1 pseudogene is annotated in these 324 nt (G+C 59.3%); it reads left to right on the top strand.

The features are described 5' to 3' along the window. Positions 1-130 precede the first annotated feature (130 nt). Positions 131-324: pseudogene (locus GHO32_RS26285) on the top strand (YggS family pyridoxal phosphate enzyme); the annotation flags it as partial.

The raw sequence follows: 324 nt of genomic DNA, 5'->3' as shown, positions 1-324 counted from the left end.
GCAACGCTAAGCGCAGGCAAATCATGCAGCCGCTTCCAGCGGCTGCATGCCAACCAGGTCAGCGATATCCATCCCCCCCCCCCAATTCCAGTAGAATGCCGCTGACTTTCACAACAGCGGGCTTACACGAATGTCCACGATAGCAGGCAACATTGCCCGGGTTGAGGCGCGCATCCGTGCAGCCGCACTGGCTGTGCAACGTGATGTAACAAGCATTCATCTACTCGCTGTCAGCAAGACCAAACCTGCTGGCGCGCTGCGTGAAGCCCATGCCGCGGGCATTCGCGACTTTGGCGAAAACTACCTGCAGGAAGCCCGCGCCAA

Source organism: Pseudomonas sp. FSL R10-2189 (assembly GCF_009600325.1).
GTDB classification, from domain to species: Bacteria; Pseudomonadota; Gammaproteobacteria; order Pseudomonadales; family Pseudomonadaceae; genus Aquipseudomonas; species Aquipseudomonas helleri.
Note: the sequence above shows the minus strand (reverse complement) of the source record. Positions and strands in the feature narration are given on the sequence as shown.